The sequence below is a fragment of the Lysinibacillus sphaericus genome (assembly GCF_000600105.1).
GTDB lineage: Bacteria > Bacillota > Bacilli > Bacillales_A > Planococcaceae > Lysinibacillus > Lysinibacillus sphaericus.
On the sequence record NZ_CP006837.1, the window covers coordinates 177,309 to 198,913 of the forward strand.

General features: G+C 37.8%; 14 protein-coding genes. 10 read left to right on the top strand and 4 right to left on the bottom strand.

The features are described 5' to 3' along the window. Window positions 1-125: 125 nt before the first annotated feature. The 5 genes from T479_RS00800 to T479_RS00820 all read left to right on the top strand — a co-directional run bounded on the left by T479_RS00800 (window position 126) and on the right by T479_RS00820 (window position 4,785). Window positions 126-1,460: an FAD-dependent oxidoreductase gene (locus T479_RS00800; RefSeq protein ID WP_025218372.1), complete on the top strand. Its 1,335-nt coding sequence runs from the start codon at window positions 126-128 to the stop codon at window positions 1,458-1,460. Window positions 1,461-1,484: 24 nt separating this feature from the next. Continuing rightward, on the top strand, window positions 1,485-1,664 hold the full coding sequence (locus T479_RS00805) for a hypothetical protein (RefSeq protein ID WP_038509341.1): 180 nt from the start codon (window positions 1,485-1,487) through the stop codon (window positions 1,662-1,664). Window positions 1,665-1,801: 137 nt separating this feature from the next. Next, entirely contained in the window at window positions 1,802-2,569 is a 768-nt protein-coding gene (locus T479_RS00810; RefSeq protein ID WP_024360763.1) for an ABC transporter ATP-binding protein, read from the top strand. Next, entirely contained in the window at window positions 2,556-4,424 is a 1,869-nt protein-coding gene (locus tag T479_RS00815) for an FtsX-like permease family protein (protein ID WP_025218373.1), read from the top strand. Before T479_RS00810 ends, T479_RS00815 begins: the two co-directional genes overlap by 14 nt. A gap of 1 nt (window position 4,425) precedes the next feature. Continuing rightward, the gene (locus T479_RS00820; RefSeq protein WP_024360761.1) at window positions 4,426-4,785 is read left to right on the top strand and encodes a YxeA family protein; all 360 of its coding nucleotides are present in this window, start codon (window positions 4,426-4,428) and stop codon (window positions 4,783-4,785) included. A gap of 54 nt (window positions 4,786-4,839) precedes the next feature. On the opposite strand, the gene T479_RS00825 is transcribed toward T479_RS00820, so the two are convergent. Both T479_RS00825 and T479_RS00830 read right to left on the bottom strand, forming a co-directional pair. Further along, window positions 4,840-6,213 carry a sensor histidine kinase gene (locus T479_RS00825; protein WP_025218374.1) on the bottom strand — a complete coding sequence of 458 codons (1,374 nt, stop codon included), beginning with the start codon at window positions 6,211-6,213 and terminating at the stop codon, window positions 4,840-4,842. Continuing rightward, window positions 6,210-6,926 carry a response regulator transcription factor gene (locus T479_RS00830; protein ID WP_025218375.1) on the bottom strand — a complete coding sequence of 239 codons (717 nt, stop codon included), beginning with the start codon at window positions 6,924-6,926 and terminating at the stop codon, window positions 6,210-6,212. The genes T479_RS00825 and T479_RS00830 overlap by 4 nt, the downstream gene beginning before the upstream one ends. Window positions 6,927-7,365: 439 nt before the next feature. On the opposite strand from T479_RS00830, the gene T479_RS00835 reads away from it, so the two are divergent. The 3 genes from T479_RS00835 to T479_RS00845 all read left to right on the top strand — a co-directional run bounded on the left by T479_RS00835 (window position 7,366) and on the right by T479_RS00845 (window position 11,416). Next, complete coding sequence (locus T479_RS00835; protein WP_402834685.1) at window positions 7,366-8,709, top strand: acetamidase/formamidase family protein; 1,344 nt, start codon at window positions 7,366-7,368, stop codon at window positions 8,707-8,709. A 230-nt stretch (window positions 8,710-8,939) separates the two neighbouring features. Further along, window positions 8,940-9,494, top strand: a complete 555-nt coding sequence (locus tag T479_RS00840; RefSeq protein WP_025218377.1) for an HPP family protein — start codon at window positions 8,940-8,942, stop codon at window positions 9,492-9,494. Between the two features lie 446 nt (window positions 9,495-9,940). Continuing rightward, window positions 9,941-11,416, top strand: a complete 1,476-nt coding sequence (locus tag T479_RS00845; RefSeq protein WP_025218378.1) for a hypothetical protein — start codon at window positions 9,941-9,943, stop codon at window positions 11,414-11,416. A gap of 88 nt (window positions 11,417-11,504) precedes the next feature. Here T479_RS00845 and T479_RS00850 read toward each other — a convergent pair whose 3' ends face one another. After that, the gene (locus tag T479_RS00850) at window positions 11,505-12,689 is read right to left on the bottom strand and encodes a CaiB/BaiF CoA transferase family protein (RefSeq protein WP_024360755.1); all 1,185 of its coding nucleotides are present in this window, start codon (window positions 12,687-12,689) and stop codon (window positions 11,505-11,507) included. A 710-nt stretch (window positions 12,690-13,399) separates the two neighbouring features. On the opposite strand from T479_RS00850, the gene T479_RS00855 reads away from it, so the two are divergent. Next, entirely contained in the window at window positions 13,400-17,647 is a 4,248-nt protein-coding gene (locus tag T479_RS00855; RefSeq protein ID WP_025218379.1) for an S-layer homology domain-containing protein, read from the top strand. A gap of 117 nt (window positions 17,648-17,764) precedes the next feature. Here T479_RS00855 and T479_RS00860 read toward each other — a convergent pair whose 3' ends face one another. Continuing rightward, window positions 17,765-19,066, bottom strand: a complete 1,302-nt coding sequence (locus T479_RS00860) for a hypothetical protein (RefSeq protein WP_025218380.1) — start codon at window positions 19,064-19,066, stop codon at window positions 17,765-17,767. A gap of 250 nt (window positions 19,067-19,316) precedes the next feature. On the opposite strand from T479_RS00860, the gene T479_RS00865 reads away from it, so the two are divergent. Further along, window positions 19,317-21,422 carry a methyl-accepting chemotaxis protein gene (locus T479_RS00865; RefSeq protein ID WP_025218381.1) on the top strand — a complete coding sequence of 702 codons (2,106 nt, stop codon included), beginning with the start codon at window positions 19,317-19,319 and terminating at the stop codon, window positions 21,420-21,422. Window positions 21,423-21,605 lie beyond the last annotated feature (183 nt).

Genomic DNA, 21,605 nt, shown 5'->3' on the forward strand with positions numbered 1-21,605 from the left:
TGGAAACGTGCATTTGTATTTCGCTTTTTGTTAACATTGATTTAAAGTCGCTGTGTGAGGCGGAACGTGTCCTCTATATATGAACCAGTATATAGAATTAGGATATGAATAAGGGGGTTTGTAGGATGAAGTTCGTAATTATTGGGGGAGATGCGGCGGGAATGTCAGCCGCTATGGAGATTTATAGAAATGTACCAGGGGCAGAAATTACCTCTTTAGAGCGTGGATTTATTTATTCATATGGACAATGTGGATTGCCTTATGTAGTAGATGGTCGGATTTCATCGACAAAGCGCCTAATCGCGCGAGATGTGGAGACATTCCGTGATAAATACGGTATTGATGCGCGCGTTGGACATGAGGTCGAACGCATCGATGTAGAGAACCAGCTTGTTATGGGTACGCAATTTTCAGGCGAACCATTCGAAATTGCTTATGATAAGCTTCTTATCGCTACTGGAGCGGATCCGATAATGCCAGTAAAGAAAGGTGCAGAATTAGCTGGTATTCATAAAATTAAAACAATACCTGGATTAGAAGAATTACTGGCCGATTTATCGCCAAATATTGAACAGGTGACCATTCTTGGTGGAGGCTATATCGGACTTGAAATGGCCGAAACGATTCATGCATGTAATAAAAAAGTTCGACTGATACAACGAGGTAGTCAAGTTGCCAATGTTTTAGATGAAGAACTAGCAAAGCATGTTCATGATGAGGCGAAAAAGCAAGGAATAGAGCTTCTATTAAATACGAATGTTGAAGGCTTTGAAGGCTCTTCACGAGTTGAACGAATCATTACAAATAATGGCGTGTTAGAGACGGATTTAGTAATTGTCGCTGCTGGCATAAAACCGAACACACAATTTTTAGATGGGACAAACATTGCACTAGCTAAAAATGGAGCCATCGTTGTTAACCGCCATTTAGAGACGTCGGTTGAGAATATCTATGCGGCTGGAGATTGTGCAACCCATTTTCATATTGTAAAGGAACGCTTAGATTATGTACCTCTTGGAACGACAGCAAATAAGCAGGGGCGCTTAGCTGGACTGAATATGTCTGGAAAGTTTGCACCGTTTCGGGGCATTGTTGGCACCTCTATAATGAAATTCTTTGATTTGACAATCGCTACTACAGGCATCAATGAAAACACTGCCAAAAAGCTTGGGTTCGATTACGAGGCATATAAACTCTCAGCACGTCATATTGCAGGCTACTACCCAGGCGCACAACGGATGTATATTAAAATTGTTGTGCAAAAGAGAGATCAGCAACTATTAGGGGCACAAATCGTTGGACCTGCTGGTGTAGATAAACGTATTGATGTCTTTGCTACCGCTTTATACAATAAAATGACATTACCGGACTTACTCGATTTAGATTTAGCATATGCCCCACCTTTCAATGGGGTATGGGATCCTTTACAACAAGCTGCAAGAATGAATGGACGGATCTAGTGAATAGTTAGTTAGCAATGAAGGATGAATACCCGCGAAATAGAGGGTGATACCCGCGGAAAAGGTATGAATACCCGCGAAATAGAGGGTGATACCCGCGGAAAAGGTATGAATACCCGCGAAATAGAGAGTGATACCCGCGGAAAAAGTATGAATACCCGCGAAGTAGAGAGAAATATCCGCGAACAGATGAATACAACGTAAACAAAACAAAGGATTCATGCACATTTTGTGTATGAATCCTTTGTTTGTAATGGATAAAGTTAAGGTTGCTGTAAGCTTGCGACAATTTTGCTGTAAGTTTGGGGTCGTATACTGTAATCAGAAAGAGGTGAGCGTATATGACGCCATTATTAAAAGTAGAAAATGTAGGTAAAACGTATGGCAAAGGCGCGAATACATTTACAGCGCTAGCAAATATAACATTTGAAGTAGCGCAAGGTGAGTTCGTCGGTGTAATGGGACCTTCTGGTGCAGGGAAATCGACGCTTTTAAATGTTTTAGCAACCATTGATACGCCAACAACGGGCGATATTGTGATAGGTAATACAAATTTAGCGCATATGAAAGATACGCAATTAGCAGATTTTCGTCGTGATAATTTAGGGTTTATCTTCCAAGATTATAATTTGCTCGATTCATTAACCGTGCGCGAAAATATTGTACTACCACTTGCCATTGCAAAGGTGCCACAGAAGGAAATTGCTATACGGGTAGAGCGTATTGCACAGTTATTTGGCATTAGTGAGCTACTTGAAAAATATCCTTACCAAATTTCAGGTGGTCAAAAGCAAAGAACAGCATCATCTCGTGCATTAGTAACAGCACCGAAGCTTATTTTCGCTGATGAACCAACAGGAGCACTCGATTCAAAATCAGCGACAGATTTACTCGAAAGTTTAAGTGATTTGAACCAATCCCATGCGGCAACCATCATGATGGTTACACATGATGCGTTTGCAGCAAGCTTCTGTCAGCGCATTCTCTTTATCCAAGATGGGCAGCTTTCCAAGGAAATTCATCGTGGGATACAAACGAGAAAGCAGTTTTTCCAGGAGATATTACAGGTGCTTGCAGGCATCGGAGGTGGAGTAAATGACGTTATTTAGCTTGGCGCGCAAAAATATTCAGCGCAATTTGTCGAATTATTTTTTATACATCGCTTCGATGGTGTTTAGTATCGTCATTTACTTTACATTTGTCACGTTAAAATACAATGATGAGCTTGCGGCTTCAACAAATATGTCGCAACAAATTAAAGGACTAATGAGTGCATCGTCGATTGTACTGTTATTTTTCATTGTGATTTTTATCGCGTATTCCAATTCGTTTTTTATGAAGAAGCGGAAAAAAGAAGTGGCACTCTATTCACTATTAGGTGTACGTAAGCAAAAAATAGGATTAATGCTCTTTTTTGAGAATTTAGTTATTGGGCTTTTATCATTGATTTTAGGCATTGTACTAGGCTTTTTTATGTCAAAGGTGCTAGTAACAATTTTAGTGCGACTGATGGGCTATCAAGTCGTAGCAAATTTAACATTTACACCGGAAGCAGTGCTTCAAACAGCAGGGATTTTTGCGGTGCTATTCTTATTTACGTCCTTACAGGGCTACAGAGTTATCTACCAATTTAAATTAATCGACTTGTTTCATGCAGAGAAGCAAGGGGAGAAAATTCCCCGTGCATCCCTTTTGGCAGCAATACTGGGCACAGTGTTTATTGGATTTAGTTATTACACAGCCTCTACAGATATTTTCACAAGCTCTATTTGGAAATTATTCTCGATTCTTGGTACGCCACTTCTAGTAATAGGTTTGACAATTGCAGGGACATACTTATTGTTTCATAGTGTCAGCGTGTTCGTGCTGACGGCGCTAAAAAACGCTACATCTTGGTCGTGGAGAGGGTTAAATTTAATAGGTGTTTCACAACTATTGTATCGTATACGTGCAAATGCTAAATCGTTGTCTATCATCGCCATTCTAAGTGCTACAACGATTACCGCAGGTGGTGGCGTTTTTGGAATGTACTACAATACCGAAGCAACGGTGCGTCATATGTTACCAAACACATTTATGTGGAAAGGTGAAGCAGTAGAGTTTGACCAACAAAACGTGTTATACAATGAAACGATTGATGCCAAAAATTTACGTGTCGATAATGAATTTGCTTTTTTTGAATATACATTATTGAAGGAATCCGATTACAATCGTTTAGCGACATTACAGGGGACAAATCGTGAACTGCATATAGCAGATGGTTCAGCTATTTTACTAGATGTTAATTTTGATGAACGTTTTTCACATAACTTTACGGGTGAAAACTTTAAATTGCAGAGTGGGGAATCCTTTTATATCGACAAAATGTACACAGATAGTGTGCTAAACTTTATGTCAGCTGGTACGGTGCTTGTCGTAAACGACCAAGTTTTTGCTGCGACCAATGCCGAAGCGGTAACCATGCAGCTTATTGCTATGGATGATGATTTAAAGCAGCAAAGTGTGTCTAAAGAAATTTATGAACAACTATCAACTGAGCAACAAGAATGGTTTTCAAGTGTTCCTCAAAGCTATGAGGATAGTTTAGGTACAGTCGGCTCATTACTATTTGTAGGCAGTTTTTTAGGGCTTGTATTTTTAGCCGCTACTGGCAGTATTATTTACTTTAAAGTGTTAACAGAGGCAGAAGAAGATCAGGCGAAGTATGCAGTATTAAATAAAATCGGTGTGAATAGTAAGCAAATATTGAAGACAGTCGCAGGACAGGTTGCTGTTATATTTAGCGCACCACTTGTGGTCGGTATCGTACACAGTGCTTTCGCGCTACTAGCGTTTTCACAATTATTTAATATGGATATAACGAAGCCTGTACTATTATGGATGATTGCTTATTCAATCATTTACGGCTTGTATTATCTCTTTACTGTACGGTCGTTTTATAAAATTGTGAGACAGGGGAATTAATATGAAAAAGATGTTTATTAGTATAGGAGCACTGTTTATTCTGTTTGTGGCAGGTCTAATTGTACTTATGACCGTAGACTTTAATCGTTTAAATAAAGATACTTACTATGTGCATATTACCTCAGATGGGGAATTGGAAGAATATAAGGCTGATGATGGACAAATACTCCAAACGTATTGGTATGAGCTACCAGCATTTAAAGAAAACGGAGAAGAGATGACATTGAAATTTTCTGCACAAAAAAATCTGCGTCTGGACGCCTATTTAAAGCTTTACGTGAAAAAGGAAAATGAAGTGACATCTTATGATGAAATACAATTTGATGATATGCCAGCAAAAGTGCAGGCTCAAATGAAATAATAAAGAGGAGCAGTCCATAAAGAATGGGGGCTGCTCCTTTTACATTTTGATTGTTTATAATTGAATAGTTACTGTAGTTCCTTTTTGATCTTCAGATAGGATGGTTACGGTTCCTCCGTGAGCTTCAATAATATCTCGTGCAATTGCAGTTCCCAGTCCAGTACCTTGTATTTGCTCAGTATTGGTTCCACGGTAATAGCGCTCAAAAATATGGGCTAAATCTTCGGCACTTATGCCCCGACCATTATCGGCTATAGTAATGGTGTTCGTATCAACCGTTACATGTACGTTTACATCGGGAGGATTATGCAGCAATGCATTGTATAAAAAATTCACTACAGCCCGTCGCATAAAATGTTCATCTATAGAATGTAGAATAACCTCTGCTGTAGCATCAAAGTCGATATTTGCTTGCTCATAGGGAGGTGTATTGAGTGTGTCAATGACAATTTCGCGCATAAACTGTACCATATTCACTTCCGTTAAAGTTAGCGGAAGTTGCTGATGTCTAAGTCGCATTGTTAAATTTAAATCATCTAGTAATTCTTGCATATGCAAAGACTGCTTTTCAATAATTTGTGCATATTCCGTTCGATCGCTTGGCGATAAGTTCCGATCATTTAATAACTCTGCATAACCCCGAATGGATGCAAGTGGCGTCTTCATATCGTGCGAGACGTTACTAATCCACTCCTCACGCATCATCTCTAAACGCTTGCGTTCTTGCTCATGGGCAGCCAACTCGCTCGATACTTCACTTAAATTTTCAAATACTGGACGATACAGACCTTTTGGCACTTTTATAGGTAAATGTTTGTGATTTTTCAAATGCTGAATGCGTTCAATCATGGCGTAAAGGGGCTTAGTGAGCGTGCGACCGAATAACCAACCAACAAGCGTTGCAACTAGTAAATCCGCAATAATGATAAGCAAGCCATACTTTCCGATAAGTTGTAATGTAGATGCGCCTGAAAGATGAACCACGTATCTTGAAACGCCACTGCCTTTAATACCGATTAAATAGTTAATGTTATCTTTACTTCCTACATAAACTGTTGTATCAACATCGAATTCTTTATATTTATAAACTTGAATTAAATCAATTGGCGCATAATGAGAAAGTGCCTCTTGAGGTTCAAAATAAGCATCCGTCACTTGGCCATTTACATCAAGCAATTGAATCCAAGCATTTCGTTGGTGTAATTGTTGAAGCCCTTCTTTACTGACAGAAGGAAGCCCATTGCTCACATCAATATACTGCTGGAACTCGCGTACAAAAATTTCCTCGGTATCTGCGGTAGCATCATTAAATTTGTTAAATTGCTGATAGAGAATTAGTCCAAATAATATGGCAGTATTAACAAAAATAACGATGATGACAATCGATAAGATGGAAAGTAAAAAGCGTGCTGTTAAGCGCCATTTCATCGTTGTAACTCTTTTGGCACAACTAATTTATAGCCAAGCCCTTTAACAGTTGTAATAAAAACCGGTTTAGATGGATCCACTTCAATCTTTTCACGAAGACGACGTATGTGCACCATAACTGTATTGTCTGAGCCAAAGAAATCCTCGCTCCATACACGTTCAAATAATGTTTCCTTGCTTAAAATACGGTTAGGATTATGCATAAAACAAGCCATTAAACCAATCTCCTTAGCCGTTAACTCTAATAAAGTACCATCTTTATGTACTTCTGTTTCATCACTATTGAGCACGAATGGTCCAACTTGAATCGCCTTTGCAACAGGTGGCGTCTCCTGTATTTGATAGCCGGCTCGACGTAGCTGAGCCTTTACACGATAAGCAACTTCTTTAGGGCTAAAAGGTTTTGTAATATAATCGTCACCACCAATAGCGAGCCCTAATATTTTATCGATTTCTTCATTTTTGGCTGACAAGAACAGCACTGGGATATGCGAAACTTCACGAATACGACGGCACAAATCATAGCCTTCACCGTCTGGAAGCATGACATCAAGGAGCACAATGTCGGGGGTTGTTTGTTGAAAGCTTATCCAAGCTTTTTCAATGGAGTCAGCTGTATGAATTTGTTTATAGCCTTCTTTTAGGAGACTGACCTTTAGAAGATTGGCTAAATCAGCTTCATCTTCTACAATTAATATGGTTGGTTCTGCCATCGGATGCTTACACCCTTTCTATTTTTAGTTTAAATAAAGGTCTTGTTGTTAAATATTACTTCTTTATCAGCCTTATTATAAATGAAAGTGAGACAAAGACGAAGCACGATGAATGGAGCAACAAGTAACAACTACGCTGTTAACCAGCACCGCTCATACTTCGACATGATAATTGTAAATTTAGAGTAGTTTTACTCGTATTTGCAGGAACTATCGAACTCGCTGTCGAAATGAATGGTATACGCAGTGATGCGTAGCTATCAAGTAAACGCAATAAGCTTTAAATGAAGTCTTCTCACATAGTAGATTTGTTCTTGAATAACTAATAATAATGGCTCTCTGCTCGTATAGGTGGAGAGCTATCTTTTACCCTTGTGTAGACTACATAAAATAATTTTTTGGATTGGGAGAGTGAATAAACATGATTTCTGATTTACAAATGCATGAAAAAGCTAATCAACCAGAAAATGACGAAAGTGTTCAGCAGCCTAAAGCTGTGGAAACATTGTTTGTGAATGATTTCATAGACGGTATTTTAGATCCACAGCAAAAAATGCTTGGTCCTGTCAAAAATGGTGGCACAATTATTGCCAATACGACACCAGGGTGTTGGGGGCCGATGTTAACGCCAACCATTCGTGGTGGACACGAAGTAACAAAGCCGGTCTTTGTAGAAGGTGCCGAAGTAGGCGATGCAATTGTTATCACAATAAAATCTATACAGGTAACATCACTTGCGACGGCATCTGGGCATGACGAGGCAATAATTGACCGTTTTATCGGTGATCCGTTCGTATCAGTAAAATGTCCCGGCTGTGGTAAACTTCATCCAGCTACTGTAGTGGATGGTATTGGACCGCATGCAATACGCTGTTCAACTTGTGATACTGAAACTGCGCCATTTAAAATGACAAATGGTTATACAATGGCACTAGACCAAAAGGGGAATATCGGTTTAACCGTAGGGCGAGAGGGTGCTCGACGTATTGCATTGGATGCAAAAAATTATATGCGCACGCCTGAAAATTCTGTGCAAAACCCTGTCGTTGCTCTTGCACCAAGTGACTTAATCGGCGTTATGGCAAGAATGCGACCATTTTTAGGTCAGCTAGGGACAACGCCTTCAAAGGCGATGCCAGATTCTCATAATGCTGGTGATTTTGGCTCATTTTTAATAGGAGCTCCACATGAATATGCATTTACACAAGCAGAATTGGATACTCACCGAACAGATGGGCACATGGATATTAGCCGTGTTCGTGAGGGGGCTACAATTATTTGCCCTGTAAAAGTACCAGGTGGTGGCGTGTACATTGGTGATATGCATGCCATGCAAGGAGACGGTGAAATTGCTGGACATACAACAGATGTCGCAGGAATCGTACAACTACAGGTAAGTGTATTGAAAAAAGTAGCACTTGAAGGCCCGATATTATTACCAAATGAAGAAGATCTTCCATACACAGCAAAGCCTTTTTCAAAAGAAGAAAAACGTAGAGCCCGCGAACTTGCGGAGGAATTTGGGGTCAAACAGGTGGAAGAAGTGTTCCCTGTTTCGATAGTGGGTACAGGTACAACATTAAATGATGCGACAACTAATGCAATTAGCAGAGCCGCAAAGCTATTTGAAATGACTGAGCCAGAAGTAATGAATCGTGCAACCATTACGGGTTCCATAGAAATCGGCCGCCATCCAGGTGTCGTTACGGCAACATTCCAAGTTCCGAAGACGGTGCTAAAAAAAGCACGAATATACAAACCGATTAAAAAGCAATATGATTAAAAACAAGTAAACATGAAAACTTTTACCATAAAAACGATATTTTAAATACCTCGGCACGAGCCCAATGTATGCATACATTGGGCTCGTGCTTTACTATTTTAACTTTTCAGCATTGTCAAAAATATGAAGTTCTGAAATTGAAATCTTATTTTTAGCTGATATAATAGAAAAAGCTTCTACATGTATAGACGATGACAATTCATATAAAGTTGATTTCTAGGATGGTGACTATGGCCGATTTCGTACGTTTACAAGAAAAAGATGTAAAAAATCATCGTTTAAAAGCATATTTAGCTAAGATGAGTGGAGGTGGACATGCTCCTTCTAGAACTAATTTCGCTGATGCGTTAACAGGTGCTGCTGGTGGTTTACTATGTATCTTTGTATTACTTTGTTTAACAAACTATACAGGGACACCGTGGTTAATGGCATCACTTGGGGGGAGCTGTGTACTGGTATTTGTCGTATGGAATGCGCCGCTGTCACAACCTCGAAATATTATAGGTGGGCATATGATTTCAGCTTTTATCGGCGTGGCGATGTATTTATTGTTAGGATCGAGCGTTATTTCGATTAGCCTTGCAGTCGGCTTGACTATTTTCTGTATGGCACTTGCTGGGGTAATACATCCACCGGCAGGAGCAAACCCGATTATCATTATTTTAGGCGGCTACGGCTGGAGCTATTTAATAATGCCAGTATTCATAGGGGCAGTGATTATTGTCATTTTTGGCTTGCTAATTAATAATTTACGACAAACGAGAAAGTACCCACAATTTTGGTAAACAAATTTTTTTGAAAAATTTTTATTAAAGTGTGTAACTATTTTGTTTCGTTGTCCGTCTACTGTCTAGGAAGTAAAGTATGAACTGATTTTGGAAACAGTTTACACTTTAAATATTTAATAAATGGACGCTGCCATAAAATAGCGTCAGCAATGAGCCGTCTGAGACAATGCACTGGGCTACCAACTTAAGAGCAGTTGTCAGATGCGCTCATTTGCCTTAGTATGTAAAGTAATGAGCTTTGTAAGTATATATAGCTAATTAGAGCTAAAGTGTTTGTCTTGATGAACACTTTAGCTCTTTTGTCTGTGCTTATTCATAACTTATTAGCATATCTTGGATAGGATTTGTTATATTGAAGAAAGAATAAAAATAATTTAAAAACGAATTATACCATGATAGGGGAAGATCTTTGTTGCGTGAAATTGATGGGGGGCTCTGGTTGTATGCTGTTGGATTGTGATGAGCAATTATTCATAACATATAGACAAAGTGGCGAAAACGGAGCCGAAAAGTTACTTTCAAAATGGGCAGAGGCTGAGGTCACAGCACAAGCTGATCCTAAAATATTAGGTTCTGCTTTATCACCACAATTATTTTTAGTGAATGAAGAAGCGGCGATGAACATTGCATTTTCGACAGCTCGAAAATATTGGGGACGTGTTTCTACGACGTTACAACTTTTTTTCACTAAGCAGGGCCTGGATACAAAATATGTGAATGACCGACTGAATGCCTTTTTTTACACTCAAAAAGGGAAGGAAATCTTTTTTGACCAACTTTTTGCCCAGCATACAATGGATTTGGAGCGTTTAGTCTGGCTTGTGTTTGGCAAGCGATGGCAGGTACAGTTGCCAGAAGATGACTTACAAACGATATATTTATATAAATTTGAAAATGATTATTTTGTGCATATGATTTATAAAGAAGATCATTTATTTTGGCATTGGCTGTTTATGAAAAAAGTTTATTCACTGCTTATCCACAAACCATTAGAACAATTCACATTTATTTATGAAATTATGGGACATTTTGAACAATCTTCAGCAATTACTTATACACATGTGAATAACTTTGTGCATAATTACAGAAAAAATCTGGATAAGTGTATAACTTATGTGGATAAATGCAATTCTTCCTGTTTAGCGAAAAAACAGTTACGTCTTTATCAAATTGTGACCCACTATCGTTTGTCAGAGGGGCAATATCAACATATTAAAGATTTAATTACTTCATTTGAGGCTGATTGGCGTTATTCTATGTATGCATTAACAGAGAAAGAAAAGGTCTTAATTGCCTATATTTTATTGCATATAGCACATCAAGAGCGAGATTATGACAATGTTCTTCATTATGGTGAATATTTATTAGAAGATGAACGGCTTAATAACTACGCAATCGAAATTTTGCTAGAATATAAGGATTTACTGCCAAATCGAAAGCCAACACCGCCGGCCATTATTAAAAATTATCATCTTAATTATTTAGAAAATTTGTATGCGGTATTGCTAGATACGTATGTCAGAATGGAACGTTACGAAGAGGGGCTACTGCTCTTAAAAGAACATGTACTGGCATCCAATAAAAAAATAAACGCCGTACTGGTACAGCAAGACTACAGTAAAGAGCAATTAATCGCTCTTGAGGCATCTGTGCAAAAAGATATTGCCCTTCATGTTAATAACTCATTACAACATATTGGACTATCTGTAGAAGAATGGCGCCAACATTATCGTCAACCTGATAGCTCGTATTATTTAGTCGCTCAAAGCTCTTCATTGCATATGATTAATATACTCAAAATTCTTTTTGTTACGGAACAATTTGAGCTATTTGAGAAATTAATCGAAGTATATAAAAAATATTTACTTGTTGAAGACCATTTCGAACAATTACGGATATTTATTAGTGCGTATGTGTAATAGACAAAAGAGTGTCCACTGAAGTCAAACAATGACTTACTTGGACACTCATTTTAATTTTTTAAATTGTTTGCGTGCCTGACACTACTTACTCTAAAACTCCTTTTTCTTGAAGTGCGTTGATTTGTTCAGCACTATAGCCAAGTGATGTCAGTACTTCTTCGTTATGTTCACCAAGCTTTGCGCCAACATGCTTGTAAGCTGGATTGACGCCATCAAATTTAAAAGCAGATGCAATTTGTTTTTGCGTCGTACCATCGTTTTTCGGAATCTCCACAATCATGCCACGAGCTTGTAACTGTGGATGCTCGCATGCTTCTGGAAAAGTTAACACTGGCTCGACACAACCTTCAAAATCTTCATTAAAGACTTCAAGCCATTCGTTGTAGGTTTTCGATAAAAAGGCATCATGCACAGCCTCTTTAAAGCGAATTTGTGTATAGTACGAATCATTAAACGTATTATCAATTAGTTCAGGAATATCTAGTGCTTCACAGAGCAACCTACGAAACTGTGGCTCAAGACTGCCCACGGAGAAAAATCGACCATCCTTTGTTTTATAAAAATCATAGTAGCTACCTCCATTTAAAATTTCTTGTTCGGGTTGCGGTACACGACCGCCGCCGATATAGGCAGAGCCATACATTGCATTAAGAGAAAATACCGCATCGGTCATACTAATATCCACAAACTGACCTTCTCCAGTTTTTTCACGGTGCAGTGCAGCAGCAAGTACCCCGATGGCAGCATGCATCGTACCGCCAGCAATATCTGCTAGCTGAATCCCCATAGAAACGGGCTTTTTGTCTTTATGACGAGAGTAATCGAGCACCCCTGCTAGTGCCAAATAATTATTATCATGCCCAGGTCGGTTGCTATACGGACCCGTTTGACCATAGCCTGTAATCGCACAATAAATCAATTTTGGATTCACTTCTTTTAACGTTTCATAGCCGATACCAAGTCTTTGCATAACCCCTGGTCGAAAACCTTCAATGATAACGTCATATTCTTGTACGAGTGTCTTTACAATATCTATAGCCTCAGGCGCTTTCAAATTTAATGTAAGAGACTTTTTAGAACGATTCAAGTGTTGATGAATATATGCCTCATGATCTTCATCATAGGGAGGCATAATACGCGTTAAGTCAACGCGTTTGGAGGATTCTACATGAATAACCTCCGCACCTAGGTCAGCAAAAATCATTGTCGCCATTGGCCCTGGTAGTAATGCAGAAAAATCGAGAATTTTTAACCCCTTTAAAATACCCAAATCTTCCAACCCCTTTTTGTGTAGGCTACAATGCAGTCGTTTAACATGCATTGGTAGCGCTTTTCTCATTATCCCCATAGTGTGAAAAGCAAGCTTTATACCATTCTGTATTAATACAGATTTTATTTATTTTAATCAGTATTATAACAGATGAACAATTAGATTGACTATGTTAATTTTCATTATAAATTAATTTATCAGAAAATTATATGTCAGAATAACAATAAAAGTAAAAAAATTTAGAATTTAGATGGTGGAGGACGTGCGAAGGGAGTGAAAGCTGGTAGAAATGCTGATACGGGTGAGTAAATCACTGATAGAATTTTCATAAAAATGATGTTTACATTTTTTATTTTAGGGTACTTGATTAATGTGACGAATAGTTGGGTAAGCTTAAGTATAAGTCATCCTTGTGTGACACACGCTTATTATGAAATTGATATGTAAATTCGGGACACATCTCTTGATCAAACTTGACAGGACTTAAGGTTATCCCCCTTTCCCTTATGACAAAACAAGTATGATATGATGTATGCCTATATTTTGTTAAAGCCAAGAGAGCACCGATGCTTCTTGGCTTTTTAATTTGGGCAAGACTTTCTTCCATTATTTTAGAAATACTATGAAGGTTCGCTATCTACCTGTCGATATAAAGGGTATGATGAAAATGAAGTTTGTGCGTATCAATTAGATGTGAAAGGAAGAGTGAGATGGATAAAACAAAAATCCAAAAAGTGAACAAAGCACTGATCGCAACTGTTTTTGCTACTAGCGGGATTGCTGTTGTTGTACCACCACCACAAAAAGTAGCAGCAGCTACTTCACCATTTGTAGATATTAACCAATATTCAAGTCACTATGACAATATTTTAAAATTATACGCTCAAGGTGCAATTAGTGGATTTGCAGATAAAACATTCCGACCAAATCAAAATGTAACACGTGGTCAAGCAGCAAAAATGCTCGCTACAGTTTTAAAGTTAGATTTAAAGAATGTAGAAGATCCCTATTTTAGAGACGTACCAAAGAGCAATGAATATTATAAATATGTAGCAGCGTTGCAAAATGCAGGCATTATGTCTGGTTATGCAAATGGCTCATTTATGCCAAATGAAGTAATTACACGCGGGCAACTAGCCAAAATTTTAGTGCTTGGCTTTAAATTCGAGGTAGCATCGAATTTTAATCATAGCTTCCAAGATATTAATAGCCAATCAAGCAATGCTTACTATATTCAAACATTAGTAGATTTAAAGATTACAGAAGGAACAACACCTGTCACATTTTCTCCGTTCAATGCAGTAACTCGAGGTCAAATTGCTTCTTTTATTGTTCGTTCACAAGAGAAAAAGGGGAATGTATCAACTTATAAGATTACTGGTGTTGAAGATGATACTGTTTACATAAATTCTGAACCTTATTCAGTACCTGAAAACCTTTCACATATTTTCAATGAATACAATGCAGATGTATTAAAGGGTGCATTTATTGAGGGAGATATTTCAGGGAAATCTATCTATTCAGTTGCAAAGTTAACGTTGAATGCAAGCGGGACGAGCTCTCGAAAGTTACAGTTTGACGGTGACTATAAATCGTTTGGTGGCACAATCGTTGTCAATGGGAACTATATTGCGTTCGATAATGTTACGCTAACCGGCACAATGTTAGTAAATGAAACAGTTCGTCCACCTTTACATTTAGATGTATCCTACTATAAGCCATTAGCAATTGGCCGTGTAGCAAGCAATAATTTTTCATTTATTAACTGGTCAAATCCAGATAAGCCAGAAGATGAAAGCTCTAATAGCAACCCATCAGGCGATCTTCAAAACTGGACCGACTCCAATCAAAATCCAGATAAAAACAAGCCTTTTGAAAACTGGTCAAAAGACAAAGTGACAATGAAAAATGTCGAAAAGCACATTGAGTTTTACAATAGTACCGTATCAAGACTTGTTGTGTCGCAAAGTGGTACAAAAATTGAAACAAATACAAAATTACCACGTGTTGATATTATCGGAAACGTACGTGAGTTTGAAATCCAAGGTAATATCGGTACGTTAAATTTAGATACAGAAACAGCCCTTACAATATACGGAGATAGCAATATCGATTGGATAAATTACAATAGCTATACCGATTTACAACTGTATATTGATGGTCGCGTAGGCACGCTTTATGTAGATAATGCATATGGTTGGGTTGATATTGGTGATTACACATATATCGATAAAGTAATTCTGCCAAAAGACGAAGGACCAAATAATATTTTTGATGACTTCTTAAATGATAAAGATAATGTGGGAAATATTACTGACCCTGACGGTAAACCAATCGATAAAGATGATATTGATAACCAAAAGCCAGCGGATAAAACAAAACCGTTAATTGATATTACCAAGTTAACGGTCTTGAATGGTAGCGATGTTCAAGTAGAATTTACGTCAGATAAAGTAGGCACGTATTACTATATTGTGCGAGAAAAGGGCGTAGAAGTACCAACCAAACGAGAAATGGTGAATCGCATTTCTACAGATAATGCAGCAAGTGGCACGGCATCAGCTGTAAACGGTAAAAATACGTTCAAAATTTCTAATTTAGGTGAGAAAAAAGAATACGTTGTCTATGTCATGGTAGTAGATGGAGCGAAAAATGCTTCAGATATTAAATCGCAATCGTTCCAAATGAAAGATTCATCACCACCATCAGTAAAATCGCTAACGGTGACCCCTCTACATGGTGGAACACGGGCAGAGTTTACATTTACAGCGAGTGAACCAGGGGAATACTTCTACTATGTACGTAAAAAGACAACTGCCGCAGATCCGACAACTGCAGATGTAATAGCTAACCCAACAGGTAAAGGGAAGGCACTTGCAGGTAAATTAGGAATTTCCGGATTGCTGACAGGTTTAGACCCTGAACAAGATTATCAACTTTTTGTAGTGATGAAGGATGATTCAGGGAATAATTCAATTGATCCAATTCCAAAAGAAGCAATCAAAGAATTCAAAACAGGTGCTTTAGACAATCTACCTCCATATATTGTGGGTGGAGAGCTCTTTTTACAAGATGAAATTAAAAATGAATTTTATGTAACGGTCAGTGAGGAGTTAGATCCGATTGCAGCTGAAAAAGTTGAAAACTATGAACTGACAGGAACAGGTATTGTCAATCAAGGATTACAAAAGCCAATTCGACCAGAAAAGGTTGTTTATAATAAAGCTCAAAAAAGATTAACGTTCACAATCCCTTCTTTAACAGGTTTCGTTAATGGAGATAACTTGGTTGTAACGATATCTCCAAATGTAAAAGACCTTGCTGATAATGAATTCGAAAATATTAACAATACACCAGTGAATACTGTTCCGCGCAATACTGCAGAGTATATTCATAAAGATGGTGAATGGCCATATTTAACGATTATCGGAGAACCTGCTATTAACGCTGCTAAAGACCAAACACTAGTTGAATTTAATGCGACAAAAGCCGGAACCTACCATTATTTAATTATGGAATCCGATTTAAATTTAACAAGAGATGACCGTCTACGATTAATCGAAGCTGTACAATTAAATTCAAAAGAATTTAATGTAGGGGGCAAAAATATTCCGATTATCGGTAGTGGTGGCAATAAGCCAGCACAATTAGGGAAACAAAAGGTGACAGTTCCGCTCCCTAATACAATCCCGCCGTTAGATCCTTTTAAGAGTTATTCCATCTATATGGTGTTGCGAGACCGTTCAGGAAATGTCTCGGATATTCAAACAAAACATGTAATTGATGACCGTACAGCTCCTGTTATTGACAATACGTCAATTAAAATATTGGAAGGTGATCGGAAAGCAACCTTTAAATTTATGTCAGATGAGGATGGTTCGTATTACTACGTCCTTCGAAAGGTTGGCGATCCAACGCCTGGACCAACAACGCCTGAAGAAGTAATGGCTAAGGGAATTACGAGCAGTATGCGTAAAGATACCAATGAGATTTCTTTAACGCTTGAGCCACATCAAGAGTATGAGCTGTATGTAGCAGTAAAAGACCGATATAATAATGTCACGATGGTGCAAAAAGGGACAGAATCAAAAGTTTACACATTTGATGAGAAGCAAAATAAACTTATAACGCTAACGCCTGGTTTAAATGGTACGGGTGTTATGAAATATACATTCTTTGCAGATGGAACACCACCAAAGGTAGAAGATCCAATCTATAAACGAATTGATGGCAAAACATTTGAAGTAACATTTTCAGAGGCTGTCGATACAGGATTTGATTTTAAATTAGTTCAACCAGGTACAACAACGCCTATTACACCAACTTACACACATAGCTGGAAAGATGTTACGGGTACAAATGATTGGGAATCTCGCAAGCTCATTATCAAGTTTAATACCGAAGTAAAAGAAAGCTTTGATATTAGTGTCAATGCTGCAGCGAAAGATAAAGGTGGCTGGACATTTAGTAAGGATCGAGCAGAGTATAAATATCCTACAAAAGAGAATACAATTACTTCTGCGACATTATTACCAGATACGCAATTCCCAAGTAATTTAAATATTTCTAAGAAAGTTGAAGTTGTTGCGAATCTGAATGCCGATATTACATGGGATCAGCAGTATTACTACGCTGTATTGAACTCAGGATATAATCTAACGCCTGATAATGTTATGGATGTTATTACGAAAGCAGATAGTAATAACTTTACGTATATTCCTGGGGGAGCAATTGTTTCCTATGGTAAAGGTAAGATTACAGCGCCTTCTGATGCAAGTTCTGCGAAGACTTTCACAGCGATTCAAACAGGTAGTGATCCAAATTCAACAAACGTATTCCAAAAAGATCAACGAATTTATCTATTCACGAAAGATAAATATGGAAATATTGTCTATGCAAAAGCTTCAACAGATCCAGCAGCTTTAGATTATGTATTAATTCAACCTAGAACACAATAAATATAAAAAGAGAAAGCCACTAGCTAATATTCATGCTAGTGGCTTACTGTTTAATTGTGGTTTATTTGCAATGACAAATCCCACACCACTTAAGACAGGGTATGGGATTTTTATAAGTTAATTTCTAACAATTTGGAACGTACCAGAAGTTTGAGTTTCTATAATGTATTGATTGCCATTGACTGTATAGGAAACAGGCTCTTGGTCACCGAATTCATTAAGCTGAACAATGGAAGCATTGTCAGGTAAATTTTCTAAAATAATTTCAATATTCGCATCAAATTTAACAGGTTTATTATTTAATACTGCTTGGAAAGTAATGCGATTTAAGTTTCTTGTAAGCTGAACATCCATTACACCCGAATCCTTATTAACAAGTGTATTGAGCGGTGGGATGATTAAGACCATATTTGCTTTCGTTGTTAAAACAAAACGTTCATTTTTATTTTCAGAATCAGCAACATTAATTTTTGCTTTATACGTGTTTCTTCTACTCTTAGACATTAGTGTGTTTTTACCAGGTACTGCTGCCGAGTCTGACAATGTTGGTGTATCGATTGTATGACCATTTTCAGGTAGTTTATATTTCCCTTTTACAAAGTCTACTAATTTCCAAACGTTTGGAACAAGCTGTTGTTGTACGGGTGTTAATGCTTCAAAAGCGTTTTTTGCTGCTTGGACATCCTGTGTTGTAGACGTTTTTGGCGATAAGGCAGCAATGGTATTTTCTACTTGCTTCGCTGCGGATTTATCCAATATAACGACCTGTTCGGCATCTAATAATTGTTTTTCAATCCCTGAAGGTAAAACAACATTGGAGAATTTTCGCAATGCATTATACTCAGCGCGCGCCTCTGCCACATCTTTATGGAAGCTAAGTCGAGAAGCGTTTAACAATTGAATTTTATTAACAACTTTATCAACAGAAGTATTCGGTGTAATTGTTGACGTCAGTATTTTTTGGGTTGCTTCACTTACAAAGGTTTTTTGCGCAGCATTTAACCTATTGTACCAATCTCTCGTTTCAATTACATTTTGATAATAGTTAACAGAAGTAGAGTCAACGGAAGCTAATTTTTCTTCTATTTGTGCAGCTAGTCGACGATAACTTACTCTTGTTTGTTGATGATTGGATAGTGTCCCATAATTCGTTACATATTGCTTTTCAGTTTCTGTTAACGCATTGTACGCCTTTAGTGCAGCTTCTAAGTATGGCTGAAACGAGAAGGATGTATCATTAATATTGGAAATCAACTGGATAACGTTGTTAACGTTAGCATTATAGTAATTATTATATATGTAAGCAGTCTTGGCATGTGCCGAATGATCAGCAGCTGAGGCAGACGTTATAGGTGTTGAATAGATAAGTGAAGGTACTGCTACTAGTGCAAGCAAGGCTAGGTTTCTTTTGTGTTTCATATGGGCAAACCTCCTATATTTTATACTTAATTTTATCATAGCTTAAGGATTTTATATGCATATTTTAGCTGAATAGGTAAAAAGGTCCGATGTTTTCTTTAACTCAATACGTCTTATTTACGACAAATAGGATTGTAAACAGACTTTATTAATTGAAAACTTTACGTTGCTTGGTAAATTCAGTGAAACTTTTATTGTTATACTACCAATGATACATTATGATTATTTTATAAAAATGGAGGTGTTTGTAATGAAAAAATCCAAAAGTATTGCATTAAAGCTCACTTCTTTAATTTTAGGTGTATTTTTAGTATTATTTGTTGCTTATACATTGGTAACTAGCGCTACTCTGCATACTCAAAGTGTTGATGATTCAGAGAAGGCAACGCTGCAAAATGCGGAGTTATCTGCTGCAAAAATGAGCGAACGGTTTAAAAAAGCTAATGATACATTACAAACAACAAAACGTATTGTTGAAGCAATGGAAAAAAATGATGCGCTTTCGACAGAAAGTGTAATGGATATACTGAATACGAATTTAACGAATAATGATGATTTACTTGGTGTAGGGGCCGTTATAGAAAATGGTGCGGTAAAAGTTGGACCAACTACTGATACGGCATTAATTGATGTAAAAAATCGCTTTATCCCTTACCTAACTAAAGATGGCAACCAAATCAACACAGACCCTATAGAAGGAATTGACGATCCGAAAGCGGAAGATGCTTGGTATCGGATTCCAAAAGGAGAAGGGCGTGCTGTATTAACAGAGCCATATGATTATAATGTGAACGGTAAAACTATCTCGATGACGACTATTGCTGTGCCACTGTATAACGCATCAGGTACATATTTTGGCGTATTAACAGCCGACTTATCTATCGACTTTTTAAAGGAATTAGCTGACTCTATACAGCCTGATGGTGGTTATGCAGGCATTATTACAGATCAAGGCATGTTAACGGTCAATAGTATTAACGAAAAGTTAGATGGGACAAATATGCAGGATGCGGTTGATTGGACAAGTATTAGACAATCTATGGATGAAGGAAAACCGGACAGTCTATATGTAGACTCGAAGCAGCTTGGGGAAAAATCATTTAATGCTTTTGCTCCCATGATGTTAGAAAATATCGATGAAGTATGGTCAGTGCAATTAGTTTTACCTAATTCTAAAATATTAGAAACGTATAATAAAATCCTTGTCTTCACGATTGTATCAGCAATTATTATGGTAATTTTAATGGCCGCTGCTAGTGCAATGTTTATATATAAGCAGTTGAAGCCTTTAAAGGTTTTACGTACATCGATTGAAACAGCAGCAGAAGGCGATTTAACGAAAAAGATAGATGATAAATTTATAAAATCCGATGAAATTGGTGCTGTTGCATTAGCTTATAATAATATGCTGGATAAGACGAATGATGCCATACATACGGTATTAAATTCTTCAACATTGCTCAATCAATCATCCGACCATGTTCATGAAGCCTTTAATGAAATTGTAGCATCAAGTCAGGAAGTATCTGTCGCAATTAACGAAATAGCGCAAGGTGCATCAAAACAATCAGAGGATACAGAAGAAACGAATTATCGAATGATTGACTTATCTGACCAAATTGACGCCATTACAAGGTTGTCAAAGCAAATGGACGAGCTGTCAATCAAAACACAAACTTCTACAGAGCAGGGCATGAAAGAAGTGGAAAGTTTACGTGACCGAAATGCGGAAACGAATGAAATGAATGGACGTATCCAACGTCAAATGGAATCTTTGTCTAGCAATATTAACAATATCAATCAAATTATTGCATCTATTCAAGGAATAACAGAGCAAACGAATCTATTAGCACTGAATGCAAGTATAGAAGCTGCTCGAGCGGGAGAACACGGCAAAGGCTTTGCAGTAGTAGCAGAGGAAGTGCGTAAACTGGCAGAGCAGTCTAAAAACGAAACAGAAGTTATTAAACAAACGGTCTCTAGCATTCTAGCAGATTCAAAGCAAACGGTATCCGTTATTGCTTCCAATGCAAGCTTAATGCAAGCGCAAAATGAATCGGTACAAAATACAGAGTTAGCTTTTAAGGATAATAACGAGCTATCTCAATCAATTGCAACAGCAATTAATGAACTATTGTCAGAGCTTTCACAAATGTTGGAGCAAAAGGACCAAGCCATTACGGCGATTCAAAGTATTTCTGCCGTTTCAGAGGAAACTGCTGCTTCTGCAGAACAGGTGAGTGCATCAGCCGCAGACCAACAGGCAGAAATGGAAAAGGTCTCAGAATCTATCAACAACATGAACCAAATTTCTAAAGAACTTCAAGAGGTCGTGAATCGATTTAAACTTGCATAATAAAGAGAGATGGAAATACCCGCGGAGCAGGGTGATACCCATGAAGCAAAGGGGTTTACCCGCGGAGCAAGATGAAATACCCGCGAAGCAGAGAGGTTTATCCGCGAAGCAGGGTGATATCCGCGGAGCAGGGTGATACCCATAAAGCAAAGGGGTTTACCCGCGAAGCAAAGAGGTTTACCC

Excerpts from the sequence above, each read along its gene's own strand:
- T479_RS00800 (WP_025218372.1), top strand. The coding sequence starts at position 126 with ATGAAGTTCGTAATTATTGGGGGAGATGCGGCGGGAATGTCAGCCGCT.
- T479_RS00855 (WP_025218379.1), top strand. The coding sequence starts at position 13,400 with ATGGATAAAACAAAAATCCAAAAAGTGAACAAAGCACTGATCGCAACT.
- T479_RS00865 (WP_025218381.1), top strand. The coding sequence starts at position 19,317 with ATGAAAAAATCCAAAAGTATTGCATTAAAGCTCACTTCTTTAATTTTA.
- T479_RS00830 (WP_025218375.1), bottom strand. The coding sequence starts at position 6,926 with ATGGCAGAACCAACCATATTAATTGTAGAAGATGAAGCTGATTTAGCC.
- T479_RS00835 (WP_402834685.1), top strand. The coding sequence starts at position 7,366 with ATGCATGAAAAAGCTAATCAACCAGAAAATGACGAAAGTGTTCAGCAG.
- T479_RS00810 (WP_024360763.1), top strand. The coding sequence starts at position 1,802 with ATGACGCCATTATTAAAAGTAGAAAATGTAGGTAAAACGTATGGCAAA.
- T479_RS00840 (WP_025218377.1), top strand. The coding sequence starts at position 8,940 with ATGGCCGATTTCGTACGTTTACAAGAAAAAGATGTAAAAAATCATCGT.
- T479_RS00825 (WP_025218374.1), bottom strand. The coding sequence starts at position 6,213 with ATGAAATGGCGCTTAACAGCACGCTTTTTACTTTCCATCTTATCGATT.
- T479_RS00860 (WP_025218380.1), bottom strand. The coding sequence starts at position 19,066 with ATGAAACACAAAAGAAACCTAGCCTTGCTTGCACTAGTAGCAGTACCT.
- T479_RS00845 (WP_025218378.1), top strand. The coding sequence starts at position 9,941 with ATGCTGTTGGATTGTGATGAGCAATTATTCATAACATATAGACAAAGT.
- T479_RS00820 (WP_024360761.1), top strand. The coding sequence starts at position 4,426 with ATGAAAAAGATGTTTATTAGTATAGGAGCACTGTTTATTCTGTTTGTG.
- T479_RS00815 (WP_025218373.1), top strand. The coding sequence starts at position 2,556 with ATGACGTTATTTAGCTTGGCGCGCAAAAATATTCAGCGCAATTTGTCG.
- T479_RS00805 (WP_038509341.1), top strand. The coding sequence starts at position 1,485 with ATGAATACCCGCGAAATAGAGGGTGATACCCGCGGAAAAGGTATGAAT.